This window comes from Lactobacillus sp. C449L (assembly GCF_059900815.1).
In genome coordinates, this window is record NZ_JBWXGA010000406.1 from 1 (window position 1) to 406 (window position 406).

A 406-nucleotide genomic window follows, 5' to 3' on the forward strand; every position below is an offset into this window, starting at 1 on the left:
TCGCCGGCATGGGTTGGGCCGGGAACACCTCGGGCCGCGGGCCGAGCGCCGCGTCGAGCACCAGGTAGTGCAAGAGGGCTTTGTCAACTTTCTCCGGCGTGTAGGCGCGGAAATACTGGTCGGCCAGCTCGAAGCGCGCATTGAACACTTGCAGGAATGCGTACTTCTTCATTGCATCCGGGCGTAGGCGAGCGATGCGAAAGGGCTGAAACGGGTAGAGCTGCGAGGCCTCGATCTGAGCGAGGGCCGCCTTGCGCCTGGGATCGTCCGGTCCAGCCGATAGGCTGTCCAGTAACTCGAGAAAGGAAGGGGTGTCGCTCTCCTTGCGGAAGGGAAGGAAGGTCCAGGCCGCGGCTGGATCCGTTTCAACACCCAGTAGGTCACAGATGCGCGCGCCCCACCGTAG

At 63.5% G+C, this 406-nt stretch carries 1 protein-coding gene; it reads right to left on the minus strand.

Annotated elements, in window-relative coordinates:
* Nucleotides 1–406, minus strand: a 406-nt coding sequence (locus AC2JF9_RS10000; RefSeq protein WP_500727464.1) for a hypothetical protein, incomplete at both ends; no start/stop codon positions are given.